Origin of the sequence: Acinetobacter sp. CIP 51.11 (genome assembly GCF_000369665.1) — a bacterium.
Lineage (GTDB): Bacteria > Pseudomonadota > Gammaproteobacteria > Pseudomonadales > Moraxellaceae > Acinetobacter > Acinetobacter lwoffii_S.
The window spans coordinates 1,363,973-1,383,664 of the sequence record NZ_KB850129.1; the positions used below are offsets into that span (position 1 = coordinate 1,363,973).

18 protein-coding genes and 1 pseudogene are annotated in these 19,692 nt (G+C 44.5%); 6 read left to right on the forward strand and 13 right to left on the reverse strand.

What is annotated here, in order from left to right:
* The first annotated feature begins 63 nt into the window (after nucleotides 1-63).
* Entirely contained in the window at nucleotides 64-696 is a 633-nt protein-coding gene (locus F894_RS10215; RefSeq protein WP_004645565.1) for an alpha/beta hydrolase, read from the forward strand.
* Nucleotides 697-728: 32 nt separating this feature from the next.
* Here the strand turns inward: F894_RS10215 and F894_RS15420 are convergent.
* The 5 genes and pseudogenes from F894_RS15420 to pheA form a co-directional block, all read right to left on the reverse strand.
* Nucleotides 729-1,270: pseudogene (locus F894_RS15420) on the reverse strand (GNAT family N-acetyltransferase).
* Entirely contained in the window at nucleotides 1,258-1,620 is a 363-nt protein-coding gene (locus F894_RS10225; protein WP_005247424.1) for a hypothetical protein, read from the reverse strand. The pseudogene F894_RS15420 and the gene F894_RS10225 overlap by 13 nt, the downstream one beginning before the upstream one ends.
* Nucleotides 1,621-1,719: 99 nt before the next feature.
* Nucleotides 1,720-3,966 (reverse strand): bifunctional prephenate dehydrogenase/3-phosphoshikimate 1-carboxyvinyltransferase, encoded by a 2,247-nt coding sequence (locus F894_RS10230; protein ID WP_005247426.1) that lies wholly within the window; start codon nucleotides 3,964-3,966, stop codon nucleotides 1,720-1,722.
* 3 nt (nucleotides 3,967-3,969) lie between these two features.
* Nucleotides 3,970-5,061, reverse strand: a complete 1,092-nt coding sequence (gene hisC, locus F894_RS10235; protein ID WP_004645569.1) for a histidinol-phosphate transaminase — start codon at nucleotides 5,059-5,061, stop codon at nucleotides 3,970-3,972.
* 66 nt (nucleotides 5,062-5,127) lie between these two features.
* Nucleotides 5,128-6,237 carry a prephenate dehydratase gene (gene pheA, locus F894_RS10240; protein ID WP_004645570.1) on the reverse strand — a complete coding sequence of 370 codons (1,110 nt, stop codon included), beginning with the start codon at nucleotides 6,235-6,237 and terminating at the stop codon, nucleotides 5,128-5,130.
* A 488-nt stretch (nucleotides 6,238-6,725) separates the two neighbouring features.
* On the opposite strand from pheA, the gene F894_RS10245 reads away from it, so the two are divergent.
* Complete coding sequence (locus F894_RS10245) at nucleotides 6,726-7,244, forward strand: DJ-1/PfpI family protein (protein ID WP_005247429.1); 519 nt, start codon at nucleotides 6,726-6,728, stop codon at nucleotides 7,242-7,244.
* An 83-nt stretch (nucleotides 7,245-7,327) separates the two neighbouring features.
* Here the strand turns inward: F894_RS10245 and F894_RS10250 are convergent, their stop codons facing one another.
* Both F894_RS10250 and F894_RS10255 read right to left on the reverse strand, forming a co-directional pair.
* Complete coding sequence (locus F894_RS10250) at nucleotides 7,328-8,470, reverse strand: acyl-CoA dehydrogenase family protein (RefSeq protein WP_005247431.1); 1,143 nt, start codon at nucleotides 8,468-8,470, stop codon at nucleotides 7,328-7,330.
* Nucleotides 8,471-8,629: 159 nt separating this feature from the next.
* Complete coding sequence (locus F894_RS10255; protein ID WP_005247433.1) at nucleotides 8,630-9,973, reverse strand: dicarboxylate/amino acid:cation symporter; 1,344 nt, start codon at nucleotides 9,971-9,973, stop codon at nucleotides 8,630-8,632.
* A 408-nt stretch (nucleotides 9,974-10,381) separates the two neighbouring features.
* On the opposite strand from F894_RS10255, the gene F894_RS10260 reads away from it, so the two are divergent.
* Nucleotides 10,382-11,383 carry a glycosyl transferase family protein gene (locus F894_RS10260; RefSeq protein WP_005106493.1) on the forward strand — a complete coding sequence of 334 codons (1,002 nt, stop codon included), beginning with the start codon at nucleotides 10,382-10,384 and terminating at the stop codon, nucleotides 11,381-11,383.
* Nucleotides 11,384-11,465: 82 nt separating this feature from the next.
* On the opposite strand, the gene F894_RS10265 is transcribed toward F894_RS10260, so the two are convergent.
* Nucleotides 11,466-11,738 carry a YeaC family protein gene (locus F894_RS10265; protein ID WP_004278992.1) on the reverse strand — a complete coding sequence of 91 codons (273 nt, stop codon included), beginning with the start codon at nucleotides 11,736-11,738 and terminating at the stop codon, nucleotides 11,466-11,468.
* Between the two features lie 3 nt (nucleotides 11,739-11,741).
* Nucleotides 11,742-12,680, reverse strand: coding sequence for an NAD(+) kinase (locus F894_RS10270; RefSeq protein ID WP_004645573.1), 939 nt, complete (start codon nucleotides 12,678-12,680; stop codon nucleotides 11,742-11,744).
* Nucleotides 12,681-12,871: 191 nt separating this feature from the next.
* On the opposite strand from F894_RS10270, the gene mrcB reads away from it, so the two are divergent.
* Both mrcB and F894_RS10280 read left to right on the forward strand, forming a co-directional pair.
* The gene (gene mrcB / locus F894_RS10275; protein ID WP_005247435.1) at nucleotides 12,872-15,262 is read left to right on the forward strand and encodes a penicillin-binding protein 1B; all 2,391 of its coding nucleotides are present in this window, start codon (nucleotides 12,872-12,874) and stop codon (nucleotides 15,260-15,262) included.
* Nucleotides 15,263-15,276: 14 nt separating this feature from the next.
* On the forward strand, nucleotides 15,277-15,822 hold the full coding sequence (locus F894_RS10280; RefSeq protein WP_005247437.1) for a hypothetical protein: 546 nt from the start codon (nucleotides 15,277-15,279) through the stop codon (nucleotides 15,820-15,822).
* Nucleotides 15,823-15,880: 58 nt separating this feature from the next.
* Here the strand turns inward: F894_RS10280 and F894_RS10285 are convergent, their stop codons facing one another.
* Nucleotides 15,881-16,780, reverse strand: coding sequence for an NUDIX domain-containing protein (locus F894_RS10285; RefSeq protein WP_005247439.1), 900 nt, complete (start codon nucleotides 16,778-16,780; stop codon nucleotides 15,881-15,883).
* A gap of 138 nt (nucleotides 16,781-16,918) precedes the next feature.
* Between F894_RS10285 and hemP the strand changes: the two genes are divergently transcribed.
* Entirely contained in the window at nucleotides 16,919-17,089 is a 171-nt protein-coding gene (gene hemP / locus F894_RS10290; RefSeq protein WP_004645578.1) for a hemin uptake protein HemP, read from the forward strand.
* Between the two features lie 87 nt (nucleotides 17,090-17,176).
* Here hemP and F894_RS10295 read toward each other — a convergent pair whose 3' ends face one another.
* From F894_RS10295 to F894_RS10305, 3 genes are all read right to left on the reverse strand, one after another.
* Nucleotides 17,177-18,499 (reverse strand): sensor histidine kinase, encoded by a 1,323-nt coding sequence (locus F894_RS10295; RefSeq protein ID WP_005247441.1) that lies wholly within the window; start codon nucleotides 18,497-18,499, stop codon nucleotides 17,177-17,179.
* A 4-nt stretch (nucleotides 18,500-18,503) separates the two neighbouring features.
* The gene (locus F894_RS10300) at nucleotides 18,504-19,169 is read right to left on the reverse strand and encodes a response regulator transcription factor (protein WP_005247444.1); all 666 of its coding nucleotides are present in this window, start codon (nucleotides 19,167-19,169) and stop codon (nucleotides 18,504-18,506) included.
* A 135-nt stretch (nucleotides 19,170-19,304) separates the two neighbouring features.
* Complete coding sequence (locus F894_RS10305; protein WP_005247446.1) at nucleotides 19,305-19,670, reverse strand: NirD/YgiW/YdeI family stress tolerance protein; 366 nt, start codon at nucleotides 19,668-19,670, stop codon at nucleotides 19,305-19,307.
* Nucleotides 19,671-19,692: the final 22 nt, after the last annotated feature.

Genomic DNA, 19,692 nt, shown 5'->3' on the forward strand with positions numbered 1-19,692 from the left:
TCATGTTTTTATTCACCATAATCGTTAAAATGCACGATTCTCCTGTTAATCATCGGTTTTTATATGCCCGAGCAAATTTTTCTTCAAGGGCCTGCGGGTCAGATTGAAGTTTTTGTGGATTATCCTCAGGGTGAAGTGAAAGGATTCGCGGTAGTTTGTCACCCCCATCCATTGCAAGGCGGTACACCACAACATAAGGTTCCGGTTTTACTGGCACAAATGTATCTGGAACGTGGCTGTATTGTGTATCGTCCAAGTTTCCGTGGTTCTGGTCAAAGTGAAGGTATACACGACGAGGGCTTCGGTGAAACGGATGATGTATTAGAAGTCATTCGGTTCGCTCGCAACCAGCATATTGCCCTGCCTTTTTATGCAGGCGGTTTTAGTTTTGGTGCGCATGTCATGGCAAAAAGCTATGCAGCCTTACCCGTAGAACTGCAACCAAAGCAAACCATTTTATGTGGTCTGCCGACTGCAACAGTTGCCGGTATTCGTCATTATGTGACGCCCGCCATTAAAGGCGACATTCTGTTCATTCATGGCGAAGCCGATGAAGTGACTTTGCTCTCAGATATGATTGAATGGGCAAAACCACAACGCCATTTAGTGACCGTATTACCTGGTGCCAACCATTTCTTTACCGGCTATTTAAAGCAATTACGGATCGCAATGACCCGGTACTTAGCGCTTGGCTAAATAAAAAACCCATCATCTGATGGGTTTTTTTATTAAAAGACAAAATCTTCTGCAAAAATTTCATACATCACAGCCCGATATTTAAGCTTATCGATGTAACGGAGAATTTTTCCGCCCAAGCGGTCTGCAATTTTACGGCTAGCCCAGTTTTCTTCTGCTACCGGGTAGCTTAAGACTTGAATCCCGAATGTATTGAAAGCATAAGCCACAACACAATGCACTGCCTCATGTCCATAATGATGACCATGTGCAGTTTCACGAATCCAGATACCGACTTCAGGTATTTCATCATGAAGTCGATGCAAACCACATAGTCCAATAATTCTTGTGTTTCAATATGGCGGATCACAAATACATATTCTTTATGATCGGTCATATTTTCCAGCCAATTTTGCCAGACCGTTGCAAATCCCTGTTCAGATTGTGGTGGGTCCCACGCCATAAAACGTGTCAAACTCGGCGTAATTGAAACATAAGTTTCTTTGGCATCGGCTGATTTAAAACAATTTAGGATCAAGCGTTTAGTTTGCAGTATGGGCAAAGCTGATTGAGTCTGTTGAATTAGCTCTTCCATTCAAACTCGCTAAAGCTTTCCTGCTCTTTTAGAGAGGTTTCCACTGCCTGCGCAAGCTGATTAAGCAGGCTTCTTTCAGTGATACGATCCAGCCAGTCCTGCTCTTCTTCAGGATATGAGGCAATTTCACAAACCAGATGCCCTTGTTCATCTCTGGTTTCGCAACTCACCGATAAAGGCAGCGCATGTTCTTCCACGCTGACGGCAACCTGAGCACCACTTTGGCTTAAGGTCTGAAACCCGTATTTACCTAATTCTTCGGCAAGTAAATGTGCTACATATTCCTGGGTTTCTTGACCATCCCATGGTGTTTGGCTCTGGGTATTGGCCATGAATTTTAATTTTCGCATCGCTATTTCCAAATGGCTTTTTTCTTATATGGGTTTAGCATAAGCAATATAAACAAAACAGCCAAGCAAAAGCTTGGCTGTTTCACATAATTTTAAAAATTATTCTGACACTTGAATTGACAGTCCTGCGATTGAGGTCAATTCTGTGAAGGTAGGAAAACTGGTTGCGACCGTTTCAGTACCGACAATCTTGATCTGCTCCGAATTACGCAAACCGGCAATCGAAAAACTCATCGCGATACGGTGATCGTGATGCGATTCAATTTCACCACCCGTAAAGATTGGCGACCAGTCACCGGACTTGCCCTTACCTTCAATGATGATGCCATCGTCCGTTGGGGTACAGTCGATGCCCATGGTTTGAAGACCGTCGGCCATCACTTGAATACGATCCGATTCTTTTACGCGAAGCTCGGCAGCACCGGTCAGGATGGTTTGACCTTCGGCACATGCAGCCGCAATGAATAGCGCCGGGAATTCATCAATTGCCAATGGCACCTGATCTTCCGGCATATGAATGCCTTTTAAGGTACGTGTACCACGGATACGAATATCGGCAATCGGTTCACCGCCTGCAATACGCTCGTTTTCAACTGTAATGTCCGCACCCATTTGCTTGAGGATTTCGATCACACCAGTACGGGTCGGGTTAATGCCAACTGCTTCAAGGGTCACATCCGAGTTTTCAGTAATGGCCGCACCGACCATAAAGAAAGCAGCAGAAGAAATATCTGAAGGCACCTGAATATTGGTTCCAACCAGCTTTCCGCCACCTTGCAGTGAAATTCGATTACCTTCGGTTTTCACTTCATAACCAAAGGCACGTAGCATACGTTCAGTATGGTCGCGTGTTGGTTCTGGTTCAGTCACCGAAGTTTCACCTTCTGCCCATAGACCTGCAAGTAAAATCCCTGATTTCACCTGAGCAGAGGCCATTGGCAAATCGTACTGAATCCCTTTCAGGTTTTGGTTGCCGGTGATGGATACAGGTGGCGTACCTCGCTCACCCGTGGTCTGAATTTGCGCGCCCATTTCACGTAAAGGCTTGGCAATACGCTCCATTGGACGTTTAGACAATGACGCATCCCCTGTCATCACTGAATCAAATTTCTGTGCTGCTAGCATACCCGACAGCAAACGCATTGAAGTGCCTGAGTTGCCCATATAAATGGCAGACTGCGGCGCTTTTAAGCCTTGCATGCCAACCCCATGAATGGTGACTTCACCATTTTTAGGGCCTTCAATGCTGACACCCATATCACGGAAAGCTTGCAGTGTCGCTAAAGCATCTTCACCTTCCAGAAAGCCGGTCACATGCGTGGTGCCTTCAGCAATCGCACCAAACATGATCGAGCGATGTGACACAGATTTGTCACCTGGCACGGTAAATTTACCCTGAAATTTCTTGGCACCCGGCTGAATGGTAAATTGTTGTGTCACTTTATTTTTCTCCATGAAAGGTTTCTTGGCGAGCATATGGTTGAAATGCTGGCGAGCTGCCTGCGCATGACCCAATAAGCCCATCAATGCGTGGGAATCTTCATCTTCAATCAATTTGCGAATAATCGCGAGCTGCTGTTCAAAGCCATCAACAGCATTCAGAACTGCTTTTTTGTTGGCAAAAAAGATGTCATGCCACATTTGTGGATCGCTAGCGGCAATTCGCGAGAAATCCCGGAAGCCACCGGCAGCATAACGAAATATATCTAAATTGTCTTCACGCTTGGCCAATTGCTCAACCAAGTTGAATGCCATGAGATGCGGAAGATGACTGGTATGCGCCAGCACTTCATCGTGCTTGTCGACATCCATACAAATCACTTCGGCTTTCGCCGCTTGCCACAGCTGAATCAGTTTATCGACGGCCCAGCCTGCACTACTTGGCAGTGGCGTCAAAATCACCTTATGATTGGCAAATAAATCGACTTTTCCTGCATGTACACCAGTATGTTCTGCACCTGCAATCGGATGGCCCGGTACAAAACCTTCAGGTAGTGCATCGCCAAAGACTGCTTTCGCTGCATCGACTACATTGCCTTTAGTACTACCGACATCAGTGATAATGGTATTGGCAGATAAATAAGGCTTGATGGCTTCCAGCACCTTTTGCGTGGCACGCACCGGTAATGCAAGCACTACCAGATCAGCACCTTTGACCGCTTCCACAGGATCTGCATAGCCTTCGGAAATCAGGCCAAGAGATTTAGCATCTTCCAAAGTCTTTTGTGAACGTGTCGATGCAACGATGTCATTGGCCAAATGCTCGGCTCGAATGACACGCGCCAGACTTGAACCAATCAGTCCAAGCCCGATAAATGCAACTTTTTCAAACAGTGGCTGCGACATGGTTTAAGCTTTTGCCTCTAAACCGAGTACTTTAGCCAATGCGCTCAAGAATTTCGCATTTTCTGCTTCAGTACCAATCGATACGCGAATGTGATTTGAAATACCAACCGGACGCACAATCACCCCTTGTTTGAGCAAACCATTGAAGGTTGCTGATGGGTCTGCCTGTACATCTACCAGAATAAAGTTGGCACGTGAAGGCACATAGTTAAGACCCAAAGCCTTAAAGCCAGCTTCAAGTTGCGCCATACCGGCTTTATTCACTTCACGAGAACGCGCGATAAAGTCTTCATCTTTCAGTGCAGCCACCGCAGCGACCATCGCTAAATGGTTGACATTAAATGGTTGACGAATACGGTTCAGGTAATCTGTCACTTCAACTGAAGCCAGAGCAAAACCAACACGTAGTGCAGCCAAACCATAACACTTCGACAAAGTACGGCTAACGATCAGGTTTGGATATTGCGCAAGGAATTTCAAGCTGTTGAAGTTTTCCGGGAAATATTCCACATAGGCTTCATCCAGAACCACGATGACATTAGCAGGAACTTTTTGCATGAAAGCTTCAAATTCAGCTTCTTCGAACCAGGTTCCCGTCGGATTATTCGGGTTTGCAATGAAAACGAGTTTGGTGTTGTCCTGAATGGCAGCCGCCATTGCTTCCAAGTCATGCGAGAAGCCTTTAGCTGGTACTTCAATCGCTTGCGCATTAATGGCTTGAGTTACCAATGCATAAACCGCAAAAGCATGCTGGCTATACACCACCGAATCATTTTCTGAAACGAATGCACGGGCAAACATTTCCAGTAAGTCGTTTGAACCATTCCCCAAGGTAATCTGATCATGATTAAAACCAAACTGGGTTTTGATCTGATCTTTCAGGATAAAACCACCACCATCTGGATAACGGCCAATTTCAGCAATTTCCGCAGCGACCGCTTCTTTGACTTTATCTGAACAACCCAGCGGATTTTCATTTGAAGCCAGTTTGACGATATCGGTAAGACCCAACTCGCGCTCAAGTTCACTGATCGGTTTACCCGGTTGATATGGCTTTAATTTTGAGATGCCTGAATTGGCTGGAACAAACGACATTTTAGACTTCCAATTTTAGGTATAAAACAGTGGTCAGCACCCTCGCCCTGACCACGTATAGCTGACTTAAAGTACAGCTGCAGGATATGAACCGAGCACGCGAACTTCTTTAACCAAAGGACGAATTTCTTCAATGGCTGCTTTCACGTGTTCCTGCTCAATATGGCCTTCAAGATCAATGAAGAACACATAAGCCCATTTTTCAGGAAGTGCAGGACGGGTTTCAATGCTGGTCAGACTGATATTATGCTTGGCAAATGGCGCCAGAATTTCCAGCAAAGCCCCGGCACGATCATGTGCTGAGATTAGTAATGAAGTCTTGTCATTACCACTTTGAGGCACTTTTTCACGACCAATCACCAGGAAGCGTGTGGTATTTTCCGGATTGTCCTCGATATTGCTATGCATGATTTCGAGATCATAGATACTCGCAGCAATTTCAGAGGCAATCGCGGCAGAATGCCATTCATTACGAATACGGCGCGCTGCTTCCGCATTGGAACTTAAAGCGACACGTTCCACACCTGGATAATGAGCATCCAGCCACTTACGGCATTGAGCCAAAGTCTGCTGATGCGCATAAATCTGTTTGATGCTGTCTTTACGGGTATTTTCAGAAATCAGGAACTGATGGTGAATCGGTAATTCAACTTCGCCAATCACATTCAGGTTCGATGTTTTAAAACAGTCCAAAGTATGGTTAACCACGCCTTCAGAGGAATTTTCTACCGGCACCAGACCATAATGGGCACTGCCTGCTTCCACGTCACGGAAAACTTCATCAATGGTCGGTAAAGGACGAACCACAGCATCATGGCCAAAGTGCTTGAGTACCGCAGAATGAGTATAGGTCCCGACTGGTCCCAAGAAAGCAATGCTTTGCGGAGCTTCAAGTGCAAGACAGGCCGACATGATTTCACGGAACAGACGTGCCATGGTGGTATCAGACAATGGCCCTTCATTACGTTCCATGACATTACGCAAAACCTGAGCTTCACGTTCTGGACGGTAAAACAGCGGATTCTCTTCTGAGGCAAACTTTGCTTTTGCCACAGCTTCAGCCAAACGTGCCCGACGGTTAATCAATTGCTGAATTTGCTGATCAACAGAATCGATATCTTCACGAATTTTTGCCAAATCAAGAGAAGTCGTGGTGTTTTGATCGTCGTTGATCATTGTTCTGTCGCCCTTCATAAACCTTATCTGTTCAGTATAACAATAGTGAGCTTTCAAATGTTACGCAATATGACATTGGTAGATTAAGTCTTAAAAACATACAGTTGATTTTAACCGTTTATCGCTTTTGGTCATATCTGGTAACATTTACTTCAGCTTTTCTGCTTGATTTACATTATTAAATTGTAAACTTTGCCTCTCCATATTAACTGATTTTAAGGAAGATAAAATATCACTATTTCTTAATCTATATAGCGGTTTTAAGCATAAGAAAATTAAAATAATTACTTTTCACACGTCATTTTTGAACCATTCATATCTAAGATAGATTTCACAATAAAATGCACACTCTGCAACCCCATTTTTATCGACTTCTCTTTGATTTCACTTATTTTTTTACATTAAATCACTACTCAATTACAAAGCAGAGACGATTTTTTAACCAATCATAGATAGTCTAACTTAAAACAAGCGTTTGGGTGTCAGTCATGCCAAAAAGAATAGCTGTACTTTTGACGAATAATTTTGAAGATCAGGAATATCTTGAACCCGTTGCGGCCTTGCTGGAAGCAAAGCATAGCATCTGTAATATTGAGTTTAATGTAGGAAAAGTGGTCTATGGTCTGCATGGCTGTTCTGCAGTGACGATTGACCGGGGCATCGAACAAATCAGTATTGATGATTTTGATGCCTTGCTGATCCCTGGCGGTGAATCTGCAGTTTCTTTATCTACCGATCTCCGGGTGCTTCAATTTATCCAAGCTTTTAACCAGGCCAAGAAAACCATCTTTAGTTTATGTGATGCATCATTATTACTGTGCGAAGCAGATGTACTAAAAAATCGAATTATTACCAGTATTCGCGCGCATGCCAGTCGCGTACAACGTGCCGGTGGAACGTATTATGATGCGGAACTGGTGAATGACAATAATCAGTTGATTTCATCGCGCCTACCCAATGATTTACCCATTTTTATTCATGAATGTTTGGATGTTTTAAAATCATAAAGTCTTAAAAAATATTTCCCATCTTGGCCATGTTCTCCCCTATAAAAAAGAGTCCTTCGGGACTCTTTTTTATGGTTGAGCTATTAACGCCCTAACAGACCGCGGGCCACAATCTCCTTCATGATTTCATTGGTACCCCCATAAATCCGCTGGATCCGCGCATCAACGAAGAAACGTGAAATTGGATATTCAGTCATATAGCCATAACCCCCAAATAATTGCAGGAGATTGTCCGCGATTTTCATCTGCATATCGGTAGAAAAGCTCTTCAATGCCGCTGCAGTTTCTACATCCAGTTTCCCTTGCATATAAAGCTCAAGATTCTGGTTATAAAATGCTGCGGTCGCCAATTCATCAATTTTCGCTTGCGCAAGCACAAAACGGGTATTCTGGAATTGACCGATCGCCTGACCAAAAGCCTGACGCTCTTTCACATACTGTGTGGTCACATCAATAGATCCACGAATGGCGCCTAGAGCGGTGGCAGCAATGGCGGTACGCTCACGCGGCAATTCCTGCATCAGGTAAGCAAATCCCTGTCCCGGCTGACCCAGTAATTGCTCCTTTGGCACTTTGACATTGTCGAAGAACAGTTCAGACGTATCCTGAGCATGCAGACCAATCTTGTCCAAATTGGTGCCTTTTTTAAAGCCTTCCAGATGGGTATCGACCAGCAACAATGAAACGCCTTTGGCACGGGCTTGCGGATCGGTTTTGACGGCAAGCACCACCAAGTCAGCATGCTGACCATTGGAAATGAAGGTTTTTGAGCCATTTAACAGATAATGTTCATCATGCAAGATGGCACTGGTGCGCATAGCTTGCAAATCTGAACCAGCACCCGGTTCAGTCATGCCGATCGCACCGACCACTTCACCGGTGACCATTTTTGGTAACCAGTATTTTTTCTGTTCTTCGGTACCGATATGCAGGATATACGGTGCTGCAATATCGGAATGACAAGACAGACCTGTGGCAATCGCACTGTATCCGGCACATGCAGATTCTTCGATCAGCATCAAGGAATAATCGGTCGGCACCCCATAGCCACCATATTCTTCTGGAACATCGACACACAAGAAGCCATTTTCACCGAGTGCATTCCAGACTGAACGCGGCATCAGACCTTCACGTTCCCACTGGTCGTAGTACGGTGCGACATGTTCGTTCATAAAGCGTTTAAAATTATCGCGGAATAATTCTAGATCGGCATCGTAGGCAAGCATTCTATTGTCCTTGTTGTTTATCATTTTAGTTTCCTTTTCACAGACTATCGACTTTCCTGCTCCCTGTCATGTGCCGGCATTCATCTTTTTACTAACTTCACAGTCAATAAAAAAGGGAAGCCGAAGCTTCCCTTTTAGACATGAAAGACAGACTCAAAATTAGTGAGCGTTATTGCCTTCTTGTGCCATTTTTTCGTCAATTTCTGCAGGATTTGCTAAAGCATAGTTCAGCTTGTCCATATCTAACTGGCCCACCCATTTCGCAACCACTAAAGTCGCCAAAGAGTTACCGACCAGATTGGTCAAGGCACGAGCTTCAGACATGAAACGATCGATACCGAGAATCAATGCCAGACCTGCAACAGGAATATTCCCTACAGCAGCCAAAGTTGCCGCCATCACAATAAAGCCTGAACCAGTCACGCCTGCCGCACCCTTAGATGAGATCAGAAGTACCAGAAGCAGGGTAATTTGATGAGACAAGTCAAGTTGCGTATTGGTTGCTTGCGCAATAAAGATTGCAGCCATCGTCAAGTAAATCGACGTACCATCCAGGTTAAATGAATAACCAGTTGGAATCACCAGACCTACCACCGACTTCTCTGCACCGGCAAGTTCCAGTTTCTTCAACATACGTGGCAGTACTGATTCTGAAGATGACGTCCCCAGTACAATCAGAAGTTCTTCGCGAATCAGGCGGATCATCTTCATGATGCTGAACCCTGCGAAACGCGCAATTGAGCCCAATACGATGAAAATAAACAGTACGCAGGTAACATAGAAACAAATGATCAACTGTGCCAGCTGAGCAAGAGAACCAATACCATATTTACCAATGGTAAACGCCATTGCACCAAATGCACCAATTGGAGCAAGTTTCATCACCATGTTCACGATGTTGAAAAACACATGTGAAATCTGGTCGATGAGTTTCAGGACTGGCCTGCCTTGATCACCTAGCTTATGCAGTGCAAAACCAAAGATGATCGCGAACAATAGAACTTGCAGGATCTCGCCTTCTGCAAATGCGCCCACAACCGTATTTGGAATGATGTTCATCAGGAAGTCGATAGTCGATTGTGACTCACCTGAAGCGACATATTTACTGATGCCAGTGGTATCCAGTGAAGCAGGATCAACGTTCATGCCCACACCAGGCTTGACGATGTTAATCACGACCAGACCGATGACCAAAGCAATCGTGGATACGATCTCGAAGTAAAGTAAAGCCACACCACCAGTTTTACCGACTGATTTCATGCTTTCCATACCTGCAATACCGCTGACCACGGTACAGAAAATCACAGGTGCGATAATCATTTTAATCAGACGGATAAATGCATCACCAAGCGGTTTAAGCTGTTCGCCCAAGCCAGGGACATGCTGTTCTACGCCATTGATAATTTGCGTACCACTAGGCGAAAAATGCCCGACCAGAATACCTGCGATAATGGCCACAATCACTTGAAAATACAGTGACTTATAAATTGGTTGTTTCGCCATAATAAATCTACTTGAACGATATCAAAAATAAGAAAGACCATTTTGAGAAATATACTGACCTCTTCATCCCTTCTCAGGATGAACCGGATCAAGTCTCAAAAGGCTCAAGAGAATGTTCAAAAATGATAATCAGCCATGCATTGAATCTGATACTCAGTATCAGACCAAAGTATTAAATGGGAGAAAGAGATTAAGAAAAATTAAACAGACTCTAAAAATTGCCTAAATTTTACCGAATATTCAGACTAAATGTGCATAACTTATTATGCGCTTGTTTATGTTTTAACCAGAATAGATTAGACATTAGTCGATAATCAGATTTAACTGATTGTTTTACGTATACTGAAATGTTTATGGATTTTCACCCTCTCCCTTGACATTAATATTTTCTGCAAGCTGTAAAAAGTTATGAATACCAAAAGAAATATTTATAAAGATTTCGAACATCCCTTTGCCCAATATGTACGCATTGTGGGTAAAGGGAAAAATGGCGCCCGCTCTCTCTGCTATGATGAAGCCTATCAAGCCTTCAGTATGATTTTGAAAAATGAAGTGCTGGATGTGCAGTTAGGTGCATTCTTGATGTTATTGCGGGTCAAGGAAGAATCTGTAGATGAGTTGGCCGGTTTTGTACAGGCGACACGTGACCAGCTGAGTTTCAAAAAACTGGATGTCGATCTGGACTGGTCTTCATATGCGGGCAAGCGCAAGCATTATCCATGGTTTATTCTGGCAGCCCTGACACTGGCCAAGCATGGTTATAATATTGTGATGCATGGTGCCTCGGGCCATACCATGAACCGTGTTTACACCGAACAGGTGCTGACTTACTTAGGCTATCCAATCTGTCAAAATGATGCCGAGGTTGAACAGCAACTTCTACAACAGCATTTTGCTTACATACCGTTAGAAGTAATTTCTCCGATTCTTGCAGACTTGATTGCGCTGCGTAATGTCATGGGCTTACGCTCCCCAATTCATACCCTGGCGCGTCTGATCAATCCCTTTAATGCCAAAGCGACCCTGCAAGCCATTTTCCATCCAGCATATCGTGGTTCGCATCAGCAAGCAGCTTTCCGCTTGGGCTATAAAAATAGTGCCGTGATTAAAGGTGAAGGGGGCGAATTCGAGCGTAATCCGGATGCCAAAACGCTCATCTGCGGCATTAAAGATGGCCTGCTCTATGAGCATGAATTGCCAAAGCTCACTGACAACCGCAGTCCAATTGAAGAAGAACTGGATCTGGCGCTATTTAAGGCTGTCTGGGACGGTCAGCAAAGCCATGATTATGGCGAGATTGCAGTGATAGAAACTATGGGCATTGCGCTATATACCATGGGCGTGTGTGACAGCTTTGAAGCTGCGATGCAAAAAGCCAAAATCTTATGGGCGAATCGCCACACGGTTTAATCTTGTGCAAAAGAAAAAAGCATTGTTCAGTGAATGAACAATGCTTTTTTTAATTGTATTGCTATTGGCTGGGAATTAAGCCTTAAACAAAACGAATCGGCTTGAATTCAGGTTCATTCTTGTGATGATCATCATCACACTCTTCACCCTCTTCTTTAGTACCGCGATCGATATAACCGCTGCGCTCATTTTCAGGCAGGTTTTTCATTTCCCAGGCATACACTGCCTGCATACAGGTCTGACGTTGTTCTGGTGTCAAGGCTACACCGTTTGGCCACTTTCCAATTTCGACTGCTGTTCTTAGGCGTTCAACAATCTCAGGATTGAGTACGGCAAGCATTTGTTCAATATTCATGATTTAATCCTGCTTAAAATAATCAAAGTCCTGATTCCACCCCAGTTTGGTTCGACAGGCATTATAAAAGTCATAACCCGGTGGATGCAGAAGATTCAGTTTAAAGGGATGCTTGCGAATATGGACGCTATCACCCACATTCAAAGACACACTGTGTTGTCCATCCGCACTAACCATCGGCAGTACGCGATTTTCACGAATCAGTAATTTAATTTCACTATGTCCACCGACCACAATCGGGCGTGAAGACAAGGTATGCGGATGCATCGGTACCAAGGCAATCGCATCCATACTTGGATGTACAATCGGGCCACCACCAGAAAGCGCATAAGCCGTAGAACCAGTCGGCGTAGAGACTATCAGGCCATCGCTGTGCTGACGATAGACATATTGTCCATCAATATTCAGTTCAAAATCGATCATATGTACCGATTTCCCTGAATGTAGCACCACATCATTTAGAGCAATGGCATCGTAAATCACTTCACCTTTGGAGCGAATTTCGACTTCGAGTAAAAAGCGTCGCTCAGTCTGAAAGTCACCCTTTAATACCTGATCCAGCTTGAATATCACTTCAGTCGGCTTGATATCCGTTAAAAAACCCAGACGACCACGGTTAACCCCGATCACCGGGGTATTGTACTTGACCAAGGCGCGTGCTGCATGTAATAGCGAGCCGTCACCGCCCACGACAATCACCAGATCCACCACCTCACCCAATAAGGCACGACTGACGGTTTGGGTATTTTGATAGGGAACAAGTTCAGCTGTCGCTGCATCAAAAACTGGGTGTAGGCCTAAATTGAGAAGATGATCGTGAATAAGGCATAAGGTTTCAACCACCGACGATTTATCAGGACGTCCTATTAACCCGATATTTCGAAAGGTCTTATGGGAAATTTGCACCAGTGTCGTCGCTCCGCTACGAATCCTGCTTATCATAACATTAAGCTATACCTGGATGACAATTTATAACAGTGCTTCATAGGTAGGAAATTATTTGAAATATATTCGAATTAAGGAGAAATTGTGGGGTTTCATTTTAATTTTAAGCGCATTTCTTGATTAAATATTGCAAAATAATGAAAAGCTTCGCATGATTAGCACAATTTCACAGGATCTTATAAGTATTTATGAAATCTGAACGTGGCATGGGGTTTCTTGCCTTAATTTTTTCTATTATTGTCATTTCTATCTTTGTAACATTTAGTATCTATTTGATTAGATTAGACAATATTGTACGCGACAAGTTTGAAGGTCAGCGCTGGGATATTCCGGCCAAGGTCTTCGCACGTCCGATGGAAGTGTACGTGAATGCCCCAGTCAGCCTGCAGGATTTCCAACAAGAATTAAAATTACTCGGTTATAAAAATTCGGATAGTTATACTAAATCAGGCAACTTTGTCACCATGGGTAATACCCTGTATGTGCATACACGCGGCTTTGATTTTGGTGACCGGGTTGAACCGGAACAAATATTGAAAGTCAGTTTCAGCGGTGAACAGATTGCAGAAGTCAGCGCAACCAAACCGTCTTCAAGCGGGATTGCGCGTTTAGAACCTTTATTAATTGGCGGGATTTATCCGCAGCATAACGAAGACCGTGTGCTGATCAAGCTAAATAAAGTGCCTAAGCCCTTGATCGAAGCGCTGATCGCGACCGAAGACCGTAAGTTCTATGAGCATCATGGGGTTTCACCGCGTGGTATTGCACGTGCCGTAGTCAGCAATATTACCGGTGGTAAACGTCAGGGTGGCTCAACCTTGACCCAGCAGCTGGTCAAAAATTTCTATTTAACCCCTGAGCGCACCTTAAAACGTAAAGTGAATGAAGCCTTTATGGCGATGCTGATTGAATTGCATTATGACAAGAATGAAATTCTGGAAGCTTATCTGAATGAGGTAAATCTCGGCCAGAATGGTAACTACTCCATTAATGGTTATGGTCTGGCATCGCAGTTTTATTTTGGCCTGCCACTGCGTGAACTGAATATTTCCCAGCAAGCATTTTTGGTGGGTTTAGTCCAAGGCCCGAGTCTATACAATCCATGGCGCAATCCTGAAAGTGCGAAAAAACGCCGTGATATCGTCCTGAATAATATGCTGGTGATGGGCTATCTGACTCAGGAACAATATGAAAAAGAAACCGCACGTCCGTTAAATGTCATTTCAAAACCGACTTTAGGCCCTGCCCGCTTCCCGGATTTTCTGGATATTGTACGTCGTCAATTACGCACAGATTATCAGGAAACCGATCTGACCAATCAGGGTCTGCGAATTTTCACTACTTTAGATCCTTTGGCCCAAACCAGAATTCAGGACAGCTTTAAAGAGACGGTGGCGCGTTTAAGCAAATCCAATCCGGGTCGCCTGAAAGATTTACAGGGTGCGGTATTGGTATCGCATCCGGAAAATGGTGAGCTGGTGGCCGCAGTAGGTTCTACTCAAGATTTTACCGGCTTTAACCGTGCAGTCGATGCCAAGCGTCAGGTTGGTTCCCTGTTAAAGCCTGTGATCTACCTGAGTGCACTGGAATCGAACCGTTATCATTGGGCGAGCCCCATTGAAGACAGTGAAATCAGCATTAAGAGTGACGGCAAAACCTGGACACCGAAAAACTATAGTGGTCGTGGACATGGTGTCATTCCAATGTCACAAGCCTTATCGCAATCTTATAACCTGTCCACTGTGCGTTTAGCACAAGAATTTGGCCTGTCTACCTTTATTAATCATCTGAAAAAATTTGGTGTAACTTCAGATATTCCATCTTATCCGTCGATTTACTTAGGTGCGGTAGATATGTCCCCGATGGAAGTGATGAATATTTACGGCAACTTTGCTACAGGCGGCTTTAAATACCCAACCAAAGCGATTCGCTCTGTGGTGGATGCCAACGGCCGCTCTCTGGATCGTTATAGCCTGAGTGTGCAACCGACCATTGATCCGGCTTCTGCTTATGCTCTGAATTATGGCTTACAACAGGTCATGTCGAATGGTACAGGTCGTGCAGCCTATAACAGCTTACCACGTAGTCTGAATCTTGCCGGCAAATCCGGTACCACGAATGACAGCCGTGACTCATGGTTTGCCGGATACTCAGGTAATTATATGACCGTGGTTTGGCTCGGTCTGGATGACAACAAAGTCACTGGCTTGACCGGTTCTTCAGGTGCTCTGCCCGTGTGGACCAATGTCATGAAACAACTACGCCAAAAACCGGTGAATTTGCCACAGCCGAATGAAATCGAATGGCATTGGCTGGATCGTTATACTGGTCATTTATCGGCACCAGGCTGTGAAGGCGCCATGTATATCCCGATTTCGCGTCATGCCCTGCCAAATCAGGCAACTGCCTGCGGCATCTCGCATTATGCGACGGAACCTTATGATATTGATTCAGAACCTGAGCCATCTGATGCTGAACAGGATGATATGAGTCGCTATATACAAGAAAGTGAAACAGAAATAGAACGCGATCTTGAGAGCGAAACCCGTATTATCGCCAGTGGAAGTTATAGCCATTAATTGAGTCTATGTTTATGTTAAGAAAAATCCTCCCTGGTTTGCTCATCCTCAGTCTGGTGGGCTGCCAAAGTATCTCTGAGCCAGAAAAGCCAGTTACCCCAGTCAAGCCTGCGACGGAAAAACCTAAGGCAAAAACGCCAGACAGCGTAGTGATTACGCCTTATGACCGTCCTGACATCAAACGTCAGAAAATTGTTATTCCTGAACAGAAGCCGAAAAGCCAAAAGTTTGATGATGGCCGTAATCTGCCGGCTTTCAAGAGTCTGATGCTGCAAACCCAGCAGGCCTATACCAAGCAGCAGTTCGCTCAAGCTGAAGCGTCTGCAACTCAGGCACAGCGACTGGCCCCTCAGGCACCGGAAACCTATTTATACTTGGGTATGATTGCTAACCGTAAAAATCAGCCAGCAAGCGCCGATGCTTTTGCCTTACGTGGCCTGAGTTATGCACAATCTAGTGTCATGAAAAAGCAGCTTTGGCAAGTGCGCCTTAAATCTGCTCAGTTGCGGAAAAATGCCAAAGCGATTCAGCAAGCTCAACAGGCACTGAAAAAGCTTTAAGATAATTTTCTATAGAAACTGACTTACCAATAGAAAGTTTATTTTCTAAATAAAGTGTTTAAATATAGCGAATGCCGGCAATGCCATAAGCATGCTGGCTTTTTGCATAATCGAGTTCTTCAGCTTTCATTCCGCCCAAAGCAAAAACCGGAATCTGTACCTGCTCTGCCATTTGCTTGAATTGCTCCCAGCCTAGCGCAGGTGTGTCCGGATGCGTTGCGGTCGCCAGTACCGGACTCAGTAAAGCCGCTTCACAGCCGATCTGTTCTGCATGCATTAAAGCGGTCAGGTCATGACAAGCCGCTAGATAACGATAGCCAGATTTCAATTCACTTTGTTTCAAGTTCATCAGTTGATTCTGTTTTAGATGAATCGTGCAAATCGTCTGCTGCTGCAATTCATTCAGTTGTGACCAAAGCTGCTGATTAATAATTAACTTGGAGAGTTGATCTACCGGATACTGCTGTAATTGCATGATCCGTTCAGGCGTTGCTTCCACGCGCCAATACAACATTTGATCTGTATCTAGACTTGATAAGATATCCAGATCTTCAGCAATCTTGATGCGCTGCGGCCATTGCAGCTTTTGAATCATGGACTGATTGGCTTTCGGAAAATTCAACTGGCCAAGTTCTTCCCGGCTGTACCAGCGCCAAGGCTGTTTGATTTCAGCCAGTTGCGCAGGCTGTACTGAAGCATGGAAAATATGCAAATTGACGATGAGATCTTCATATTCATGGGAGATAAAATCAGAAGCATGCCAGCGTTCGATATCAACGCCCACCTCTTCAATCACTTCGCGGCGACAGGTTTCGACTAGCAACTCACCCTGTTCAACTTTTCCGCCTGGAAATTCATATTTATTGCCCTGATGCTGCTTGGCCTCACGCCAGCCGACGAGAACCTGATTTTGATAAAATAAAAGCGCAATTGCGACATGAATCGTAGCTTTAGTCATGATGTACAGAACCGTTAAAGTTTTACAGATTGTAAGCAAATTAGAGTTTTTTATAAATTGCTCAATATTTCGTTGACAGACCTATTCGATAATGATTATCATTTAAATCAATCCAAAACACACCACGGAGTCGACGGAATGAACGCCCCATTTAGCCTATTTACCCGTAACAATGATACTCACCATGCCTTGCCAATGCTGCACTCCAACAATCTTTTTGCACTGGGTCGTGAAATCCGGATCATGCATGCCGGCGAAGAATACCGCTTGCGTCTGACCCGCAATAACCGTCTTATTCTGACCAAATAATTAAATCAGTTCTAATAATAACAAACGTGGGAAGCAGCAGTATGAATCAGCGCATACTGCTTTTTAATCTTCTGATCATGAGATTTGCTATTCAAGCTTAAAACTCAATAACACTTTAAGTCCGCCCAGATCCGACGGTGCATAGTCAATTTTAGCTGCATGCAGTGCCATAATTTTCTGGCAAATGGACAGACCTAGACCTGAACCCTGAGTTCGCGTACCCAAAGCCCGATAAAAACGTTCACCTAAACGTTCCAGCACAGCATCAGTAATCCCCTCTCCTGAGTTTTCAATCAATAGTTGTATCTGATGCTGCTCAACAACCGTTCGGATCTCGACCTGTCCCTGCGGCGGCGTATAACGAATAGCATTGTCGACCAGATTGCGAATACAACTAAAAATCAGCTCTGGATTCGCTTCGATCACAGCATCCTCAAGGTTTAGATTCCAATAAATGTCTTTTTCTTCTGCAAAAGGCTGCAATGCCTGCAAAGCCTCCTGAACCAGATTTTTAAGATTAATGGTTTGCGTTGGTAATTGCTCTGTGCGCTCCGGATCGAGTCGTGCCAGCAAGAGTAAATTTTCCAGCACCTGCGTACCGCGGTTGACATCATTTTGAATCAGCTGCAATGCTTGAGGGAGCTGTGCATCACCTTGATATTTGCGTTTTAAAACCTGTAGACGCATTTGAATTGCAGACAGTGGAGAACGCAGCTCATGTGAAGCATCTGCAGTAAAACGCTGTTCGGCAGCCAGTGACTTTTCCAGTCGGCCGAGCATGGCATTCAACTGACGAATAATCGGTTGCAGTTCAGTGATTTCAGGATCAGGCGTTTTGAGAGGGCTTAGATCCTGAGCAGTTTTGGAACCAATCGCCCGGGAAATCTTGTTTAATGGCCGTAACTGGCGTTTGATCGCAACACGCAAAATCAGCCATTGCACTAGCCATAAAATCAATAAGATCCCGGCAAAGCCCAAAGTAGTTTGCCAGAGTTCATCGAAACGTACTGAAAGTGGCTGTACGATTTTGACCTGAAGGTCGTCATCTTCCGCAGTCAGTATCCGGATAAAATGACCATTTTCATAAGCAAACTGAAAGCCGTTGTTCTGTGCTTTTGGAATGGTATTAATTAATTCATCATCAATCGAAGTAGTCAGTACCTGTTGATCCAGCAACAAGGCATACTGGATATCAAACTGTTCACTGAGTTCATCGACTTGGGCGTCTTTGGCCTGGGTAACATCGCCAAGCAGTAACTCAGAAATTTGCTCCATTAATTCATCATGCAACTGACTGGCCTGATAACTGGAAATTCCCAATAACAGCAGCCAGGCCAATACTCCAGCCAAGATGGAACTAAACAGTGCATGTTTGATCAGCCGGGTTTGCAGGGAAATAGCAGCCGACATGGGGTTAAGCCTCAGCCTTATGCATACGATAGCCCAAGCCACGAATGGTCTTGATCATCTGGCTGCCAATTTTTTTACGCAGCTGATAGATAAATACTTCAATGGCATTACTTTCAATTTCATCGCCCCAGGCGTACAGCGATTCTTCCAGCTGTTCACGGGTGACAATATGTTCAGGCTGCTGCATCAGCTTGTATAAAATCTGAAATTCCTTCGCAGTCAGATTCATAGCTTGACCTTCTTTAGTCAGGGTTTTGGCTTGAGTGTCCAGACTGAGATCCTGCCAGTGCAGGATATGATTCGGTATTTTCTGCTTCTGTCTGAGTTGGGCACGAACTCGGGCCGAAAGTTCTTCCAGACTAAAAGGTTTGACCAGATAATCATTCGCGCCTAAATCCAGACCTTCAACCCGGTCATCAATACTGTCTTTGGCCGTAATAAAAATCACCGGCGTATCTTGATGTTGGCTGCGCAAAATTTTCAGAATGTCATCTCCAGTGGCATTCGGCAGGCCACGATCCAGCAGAATACAGTCATATTTATGCTGCTCAATCGCTAGGATCGCATGATCACCACGCTCTACCCGATCAATCACATAACCGTCCATTTCCAGCCAAGTCTGGATACTGTCTGCCTGAGACTGATCATCTTCCGCCAAAAGAATACGCATATTCTGCTCCGTTTGCTTCCTTGTTCTATCTTGCCTTGAAAAAGTTCCAGACTCAAAAAAACCACATGCTTTTTGCTAACTTGCATGTGGTTTTTTGTCGCTGTGTTCAAATTGATTTCAGCAAATCAGGCGATATTAGAAACGAACTTGATCAACCTCAATTTCAACACGTTTTGCCGGTTTATAATCAATGTCGATTTCACCTGTGATGATTACCGGTGTTTTGGCTGAAATCGGTTTGCCTTGCCAAAGTTCGTCATCAATCTCAACCGTAATGGTGCCTGTGCTGTCGCGGAACTGGTATTTTTCATCACCCACTGCTTTCACGACATAACCCTTAAGCTGAACCTTGCTGTCATCTTTCATGGCCATCGCCTGTTTGACTGTGGTCGATTTAGCAAAAGCGGCCTGATTCACAGCAGTGTCACTACTTGCTATCGTAGCTGTCGCGATAGAACCCATCAATGCAGCTGCCAAAACCGTATTTATCATCATTTTCATCGCAGTTACCTCTTTAAAGTCT

What these genes read in the sequence shown, in the direction of transcription:
- F894_RS10215 (WP_004645565.1), top strand. Translation starts at nt 64, where the DNA reads ATGCCCGAGCAAATTTTTCTTCAAGGGCCTGCGGGTCAGATTGAAGTT.
- F894_RS10225 (WP_005247424.1), bottom strand. Translation starts at nt 1,620, where the DNA reads ATGCGAAAATTAAAATTCATGGCCAATACCCAGAGCCAAACACCATGG.
- F894_RS10230 (WP_005247426.1), bottom strand. Translation starts at nt 3,966, where the DNA reads ATGTCGCAGCCACTGTTTGAAAAAGTTGCATTTATCGGGCTTGGACTG.
- hisC (WP_004645569.1), bottom strand. Translation starts at nt 5,061, where the DNA reads ATGTCGTTTGTTCCAGCCAATTCAGGCATCTCAAAATTAAAGCCATAT.
- pheA (WP_004645570.1), bottom strand. Translation starts at nt 6,237, where the DNA reads ATGATCAACGACGATCAAAACACCACGACTTCTCTTGATTTGGCAAAA.
- F894_RS10245 (WP_005247429.1), top strand. Translation starts at nt 6,726, where the DNA reads ATGCCAAAAAGAATAGCTGTACTTTTGACGAATAATTTTGAAGATCAG.
- F894_RS10250 (WP_005247431.1), bottom strand. Translation starts at nt 8,470, where the DNA reads ATGCTTGCCTACGATGCCGATCTAGAATTATTCCGCGATAATTTTAAA.
- F894_RS10255 (WP_005247433.1), bottom strand. Translation starts at nt 9,973, where the DNA reads ATGGCGAAACAACCAATTTATAAGTCACTGTATTTTCAAGTGATTGTG.
- F894_RS10260 (WP_005106493.1), top strand. Translation starts at nt 10,382, where the DNA reads ATGAATACCAAAAGAAATATTTATAAAGATTTCGAACATCCCTTTGCC.
- F894_RS10265 (WP_004278992.1), bottom strand. Translation starts at nt 11,738, where the DNA reads ATGAATATTGAACAAATGCTTGCCGTACTCAATCCTGAGATTGTTGAA.
- F894_RS10270 (WP_004645573.1), bottom strand. Translation starts at nt 12,680, where the DNA reads ATGATAAGCAGGATTCGTAGCGGAGCGACGACACTGGTGCAAATTTCC.
- mrcB (WP_005247435.1), top strand. Translation starts at nt 12,872, where the DNA reads ATGAAATCTGAACGTGGCATGGGGTTTCTTGCCTTAATTTTTTCTATT.
- F894_RS10280 (WP_005247437.1), top strand. Translation starts at nt 15,277, where the DNA reads ATGTTAAGAAAAATCCTCCCTGGTTTGCTCATCCTCAGTCTGGTGGGC.
- F894_RS10285 (WP_005247439.1), bottom strand. Translation starts at nt 16,780, where the DNA reads ATGACTAAAGCTACGATTCATGTCGCAATTGCGCTTTTATTTTATCAA.
- hemP (WP_004645578.1), top strand. Translation starts at nt 16,919, where the DNA reads ATGAACGCCCCATTTAGCCTATTTACCCGTAACAATGATACTCACCAT.
- F894_RS10295 (WP_005247441.1), bottom strand. Translation starts at nt 18,499, where the DNA reads ATGTCGGCTGCTATTTCCCTGCAAACCCGGCTGATCAAACATGCACTG.
- F894_RS10300 (WP_005247444.1), bottom strand. Translation starts at nt 19,169, where the DNA reads ATGCGTATTCTTTTGGCGGAAGATGATCAGTCTCAGGCAGACAGTATC.
- F894_RS10305 (WP_005247446.1), bottom strand. Translation starts at nt 19,670, where the DNA reads ATGAAAATGATGATAAATACGGTTTTGGCAGCTGCATTGATGGGTTCT.